This is a genomic window from Pseudonocardia sp. KRD291 (assembly GCF_019263595.1).
GTDB lineage: Bacteria > Actinomycetota > Actinomycetes > Mycobacteriales > Pseudonocardiaceae > Pseudonocardia.
The window spans coordinates 1-6,160 of record NZ_JADQDD010000335.1 but is presented as its reverse complement, the minus strand read 5'-3'; the positions used below and the strand labels follow the sequence as shown (position 1 = coordinate 6,160).

Annotated in this window: 5 protein-coding genes; 2 read left to right on the top strand and 3 right to left on the bottom strand. The window is 74.3% G+C overall.

Translation table 11 applies throughout. The features are described 5' to 3' along the window. On the bottom strand, positions 1-1,169 hold a 1,169-nt coding region (locus tag I4I78_RS28790), incomplete at its 3' end, for an ROK family transcriptional regulator (RefSeq protein WP_218614652.1). Between the two features lie 45 nt (positions 1,170-1,214). Between I4I78_RS28790 and I4I78_RS28785 the strand changes: the two genes are divergently transcribed. Next, on the top strand, positions 1,215-2,465 hold the full coding sequence (locus I4I78_RS28785) for an MFS transporter (RefSeq protein WP_218614651.1): 1,251 nt from the start codon (positions 1,215-1,217) through the stop codon (positions 2,463-2,465). Here the strand turns inward: I4I78_RS28785 and I4I78_RS28780 are convergent. Continuing rightward, on the bottom strand, positions 2,440-3,408 hold the full coding sequence (locus I4I78_RS28780) for an aldo/keto reductase (RefSeq protein ID WP_218614650.1): 969 nt from the start codon (positions 3,406-3,408) through the stop codon (positions 2,440-2,442). The genes I4I78_RS28785 and I4I78_RS28780 overlap by 26 nt on opposite strands. Positions 3,409-3,526: 118 nt before the next feature. Between I4I78_RS28780 and I4I78_RS28775 the strand changes: the two genes are divergently transcribed. Further along, on the top strand, positions 3,527-5,059 hold the full coding sequence (locus I4I78_RS28775; protein WP_218614649.1) for an AMP-binding protein: 1,533 nt from the start codon (positions 3,527-3,529) through the stop codon (positions 5,057-5,059). Here I4I78_RS28775 and I4I78_RS28770 read toward each other — a convergent pair whose 3' ends face one another. Next, positions 5,060-5,884 (bottom strand): RNA methyltransferase, encoded by an 825-nt coding sequence (locus I4I78_RS28770; protein ID WP_308252426.1) that lies wholly within the window; start codon positions 5,882-5,884, stop codon positions 5,060-5,062. Between the last annotated feature and the right edge of the window lie 276 nt (positions 5,885-6,160).

Genomic DNA, 6,160 nt, shown 5'->3' with positions numbered 1-6,160 from the left:
TGGCGGGCCAGGCCCGCGGGGGACGTGGCGTCGTCCAGGGCTATCGCTATCGCTCCTCGCAGGGCGGCGTCTGGGCCGTGGGCGGCGTCTCGGACGGGGGGCGGGGTCTCGCGGCGGAACGCCATCAGGCCGTCGGTGTAGGCCCGGTCGAACTCCGGTCTCGCGGCGGCGCGCAGGGCCGGGCCGAGACCACCGAGCACGGTGACGTCCGGGTCGTGCGCGTTGACCAGGCCGGCCACGCCGCGGGCCAGCCGGGACGCCACGTGGCCCACCGCGTCCCGGGCGCCCGCGTCGCCGGACGCGGCACGGCCCAGCACCACCGAGGCGTAGCTGAACGGGTCCGACGGTGCGGGCTCGCCGATCCGGCGGGCCAGCGCGCGGCCGTCGACCTCGAGGTTCCAGCACCCGTGGGCCCCGCACGGGCAGCGCAGAGCGGGGTCGCCGAACGGCAGGTGCCCGTACTCGCCGGCCGCGCCGTGCGCACCGGACTGCGGCTGCCCGTCGACCACCAGCGCGCCGCCGATCCCGACCTCGACGGTGAGGAACAGCGCGGTCGCGGCACCGGCGGCGGCGCCGTCGCGCACCTCGGCGACCCCGGCCAGGGTCGCGTCGTTGCCGACGACGACCGGCAGCGCGGTGCCGTCGGCGATCCGGCGCGGGTCCAGCGGGGTCCAGCCCTGGTCCGCGTCCTGGGTCAGGTGGTCGTCGACGACGGTGGCCGCGACCGCGATCCCGGCCCCGGCCACCGGCCCGGGGGCCTCGCCCAGCATCTGCGCGACGACACCCCGCAACGTCGCGACGACCGTCTCCGGGTCCCGGCGCACGTGCCGGCCGGTCCGGACCGCGATCGGCACCCCGTCGAGCCGGGCGAGCGCGGCCCGCCAGTCCTCGTACCGGATGTCCACGGCCACCACGACCGGCCCCTGCGGCGCGACGGTGACCACCGTCGTCGGGCGGCCGCGGCCGGTGCTCGGCGCCCGCTGTTCGGCGATCCAGCCCAGCTCGCGCAGCCGCCCGGTGATCTCCGTGGCCGATGCGCTGGCCAGGTTCAGGTCCCGGGCCAGCTCGACCCGGGTCAGGCCGGGCCGGCGTCGGACCTCGGCCAGCACCTCCGACGTGGTCCGCCACCGCTCGACCGCCGCGCGACCGAGGTCGGCGTCACCCCGCATCTCCGTTGACACCGGCCACCCCCCGGAACTTATTCTCGTGGCGCGATGAAAACAGACCTCGCGCCTGCGCGCCACTTTCTCACCGGTAGGCCCACCCCCACACGCACCGGACCGGCCCTCGCCGCGCTCGCGCTCGGCGGCCTGGCCATCGGCACCACCGAGTTCGCCTCGATGGGCCTGCTCCCGCAGTTCGCAGCCGACCTGGGCGCGACCGTCCCGCAGGCCGGCTCCGCGATCAGCGCCTACGCGCTCGGCGTCGTCGTCGGCGCGCCGGCACTGGCGATCGCCGGGGCCCGCTGGCCGCGCAAGCGGCTGGTGCTGGTCCTGGCCGCGGCGCTGGCGCTGACCAACGCCTCGTCCGCGCTCGCGCCGACGTTCGAGACGTTCCTGGCCACCCGGTTCCTGTCCGGGCTGCCGCACGGCGCCTACTTCGGCACCGCCGCGGTGCTCGGCGCGTCCCTGCTGCCGCGCGCGCAGCGGGCCCGCGCGGTCGCCGCGACGATGACCGGCCTGATGGTCGCCAACATCGTCGGGGTGCCGCTGGCGACCTGGCTCGGGCAGGCACTGGGCTGGCCCTCGGCCTACCTCGCGGTCGCCGGGATCGCGCTGGTCACGATGGCCGCGGTCGCCCTGCTGGTCCCCGACGTGCGCGACGAGAGGCCGCAGTCGATCCGCGGGGAGCTCTCCGCGTTCGGCCGCCCGCAGGTGTGGCTGACCATGCTGGTGATCGCGGTCGGCTACGGCGGCACGTTCGCCGTCTACAGCTACATCACCCCGATCCTGACCACGCTGTCCGGGTTCACCGAGGCCTACGTGCCGCTCGCGCTCGCCCTGTTCGGCGTCGGGATGACGGTGGGCAACACGGTCGGTGGCCGGCTGGCCGAGCGCTGGCCGATGCGCACGATCGCGGGCGGGATGGCGGTTGCGTCGCTGGCGATGGCCGCGTTCACCGTCACCGCGTACTCGGTCGTCGGCGCGCTGCTCACGCTGTTCGTGCTGGCCCTGGCCACCACCGGGACGACACCGGCCCTGAACACCCGGCTGATGGACGCCGCCCCGGACGGCCCGACGCTCGGCGCGGCATGTCACCACTCCGCGTTCAACATCGCCAACGCGCTCGGCGCCGCGCTCGGCGGGGCCGTGCTCGCCGCCGGCCTGGGCTACAGCGCGCCGGCCGCGGTCGGGGCGGCGCTCCCGCTGCTCGGACTCATCGTGCTGGGTGGATCCGCCGCGCTCGAGCGTCGCGAACGGCGCCGCGGACCCGACCCGGTCATCGGCTCTCCGACGCCCGGCTGAGCCCGGCCAGCTCGTCCGGGGCCAGGGCCAAGCCGGTCGAGGGCAGGATCTGGGCGAGCTGGTCGAGCGTGCGGGCGCTGGCGATCGGCGCGACGACGGTCGGCTGGGCGCTGAGCCAGGCCAGCGCCACCGAGGCGACCGGCACGTCGTGCGCGGCGGCGACCTCGTCCAGCACGCCGAGCACCCGCACCCCGCGCTCGTCCAGGTAGGCCTTCGCGCCCCCGGCACGGGCCCAGCCCATCGCGCCCTCGGTGGCACCGCTGTCCACCCGGCCGTCGGAGCCGGGGCGGTACTTGCCGGTCAGGAACCCCTTGGCCAGGCCGAAGTAGGGGAAGCAGGACAAACCCTCCTTCTGCACCAGCAGCGCCTGGTCCTCCTCGTAGCCGCGCTCGACCAGGTTGTAGTGCGGCTGCACGGCCTCGAACCGGGCGAGCCCGTCGCGCCCGGAGATCTCCAGCGCGGAGCGCAGCCGGTCGGCGTCGAAGTTCGACGCGCCCAGCGCCCGCACCTTGCCCGCGCGGACCAGCCCGTCGAACGCGGCGAGGTAGTCCTCCTGCGGGGTGTCGGTGTCGTCGGTGTGGGCGTAGTAGAGGTCGATCCGGTCGGTCCGCAGCCGGCGCAGCGAGTCGTCGACCGCCGCGGTGAGGTTCGTCGGGGACAGGCCCCGGCGGCCGGGCAGGTTGCCCACCTTCGTCGCGACGACCATCCGGTCCCGGTTGCCGCGGGCGGCCATCCAGTCGCCGATGATCGTCTCGGACTCGCCGCCGGAGTTCCCCTCGGCTCCCGCCATGTAGGAGTCCGCCGAGTCCAGGAAGTTCCCGCCCGCCTCGGCGTAGGCGTCGAGCAGCGCGAACGACTGCTCGGCATCGGCGGTCCAGCCGAACACGTTGGTGCCCAGGCACAGTCCGCTCACGTCCAGGTCGGTGTCGCCGATCGTCGTCATGTCCGCAGTCCTACCCCCTCCGGCGCCGTGTGATGCGGGAGACCTCACCGCATGGAAGAGGATCATGCCGGGTAATCGTTATCAATACTAAGGACATTGGGACGACGGAGGGATGGTCATGTCGGGCACGGTGCGCGCGGACGTCGAGCAGATCCTGGACGCACTCGCGTCCGATCGCGGGCGCGAGGCGCTGACCTACGGCGACCGGCGGCTGCGCGCCGGCGAGGTGCTCGACGAGGTCCACCGGCTCGCGCACGTCCTGGACGGCCGGGTCGGGCCCGGCGAGATCGTGGCGCTTCTCGGCGGCAACTCCCCCGAGATGCTGATCGCCCGCTGGGCGCTGAACCTGCTCGGCGCCGGCGTCACGCAGCCGCACGGCGGCCTGTCCGCGCAGGGCCAGGCCAGGATCGTCGACGACGTCGAGGCCGCACTCGTGCTCGTCGACCCGATCGCCCTGGACACCGCCGCACAGGTCGTGGCACTGGCCCGCCCGGTCACCACGCTCGGGCTCGGTACCACCGGCCCCGACGATCAGCCGTGGCGCGACCTTCTCCTCGACGCATCCGACGCCTCGACCGAGGCGTTGTCGAGCCGGGCGCGCCCGTCCGACGTGCAGCAGATCCGGCACACCGGCGGCACCACCGGACACCCCAAGGGGATCGCCTACACCTTCGCCCACCACCTGCGGATGGCGCAGAGCCACGGGGCATGGGCCGAGCAGGGCCCGGCCCGGATGCTGCTGTGCACCCCGTCCGCGCACGCCGGCGGCGGGGTCGCCGACCGGCTGCTCGCCCGCGGCGGGACCGTCGTGCTGCAGGAGGAGTTCGACGCCGGTGCCGTCCTCGCCGCGCTCGAGCGCGAGCGGATCACCGACACCTGGCTGCTGCCACCGCTGATCTACCGCCTGCTCGACCACCCCGACCTCGACCGCACCGACCTCTCCGGCCTGCGCAACGTGATCTACGGCGGGGCGCAGGCGAACCCGACCCGGATGGCGGAGGCGGTGCGCCGGATCGGGCCGGTGTTCACCCAGGTCTACGGCCAGACCGAGGCCGGCGGGATCAGCGCGCTGACCCGCGAGGAGCATTTGGACCCCGCACTGCTGCGCACGGTCGGGCGTGTCATGCCGACCACCGACGTCGCGATCTGCGACGACACCGGCCACCGCGTACCCGACGGCGGGCGCGGCGAGCTGTGGGTGCGCACCGGCACCGAGATGGACGGCTACTGGCGCCGGCCCGACCTCACCGCCGAGACGATCGTGGACGGCTGGGTGCGCACCGGCGACGTCGCCCACCTCGACGACGACGGCTACCTGCACCTGGTGGACCGGGTGAAGGACATGATCGTGGTCGTCGGCGGGCACGTGTACACCTCCGAGCTCGAGGACACGCTGATGGAGCACGCCGGGGTGCGTCAGGCCGCGGTGTTCGGGGCGCCGGACGACGACGGGTCCGAGGCCGTGCACGCCGCCGTCGTGGTCCGCGACGACTCGCTCACCGGCACCGAGCTGGAGAAGCTCGTCGAGGCGCACCGCGGCGCGATGTACGTGCCGAAGGAGATCGCGTTCGTCGACGAGCTGCCGCTGACCGACATCGGCAAGACCGACAAGAAGGCGCTGCGTGCGCGGCTGACCCCGGCCGCGGTCTGATCAGCGCCCGGCGGCGTCGCGCTGCCGGTTCGCCTCGAACAGCGCCACGGCGCCGGCCGTCGCGGCGTTGAGGGAGTTGACCTTCCCGCGCATCGGGATCACCACCGTCTCGTCGGCGTTGTCCAGCCACAGGTCGGTGACGCCGGTGCTCTCGGCGCCGACGACGATCGCGACCGGGCCGTCCAGGCGCGTGTCACCGAGCGCGGTGGTCCCGGCCGGGGTGGTGACGGCGACCCGGATGCCGTGCGCGCGCAGCCAGTCCAGCACCTCGACGCTCGGGGCGGACGCGACCGGCACCGCGAACACGGTGCCCTTGCTGGCGCGCACCGCGTTCGGGTTGCCGAAGTCGGTGACCGTGGACGCCCCGACCACCGCGTCCACGCCGCACGCCTCGGCGGTCCGCAGCATCGCCCCGATGTTGCCCGGCTTCTCGATCCCCTCCGCGACCAGCACCAGCGGCCGGGGACCGAGCACGATGTCGCCGAGCGCGGAGCCCGGATCGGGCACGACGGCCAGCCACCCGTCCGGACCCTCGCGGTAGGCGATCCGGTCGAACACGTCCCGGCTCACCGACGTCACCCGCGCACCGGCGTCGCGCACGTCGTCGACGAGTCCCCTGTGCTCGTCCCGGACCAGCGACGGCGCCCAGTACAGCTCCGTGGGCCGCACCCCCGCCCGCAGCGCCAGCCGCAGCTCGTCGTGGCCCTCGACCAGCGTGGATCCCGCATCGACCCGGGCACGACGGTTGCTCCGCAGCCGCACCAACGCCTTGACCCGCGGGTTCGCGGTGCTCATCAGGTCCGCGGAGTCAGCTGCACCGGCCACCGGAAAACCCTATCCGCAACAACACCCCACCCCCGCACCCCGCTCATGGTCAACGGCACGTGGGGGCTGTTCGATCATGACCGGACAACCCTGGTGTGCCGTTGACCATGGCAGCCTCCGGGGTGTGACCCACGTCATCAGGGGCTGCGCGTGAGGATGGGCTTCGGGGGGCGTCCAACATGTGTCGGCCCGGAACGAGAACCGCCGCAGCGAGCGTCGACGAGACGCTCCCGGTCTGCTCGCCTCAGGTCGCCGTGCACCGTCCGCGACCGGCCA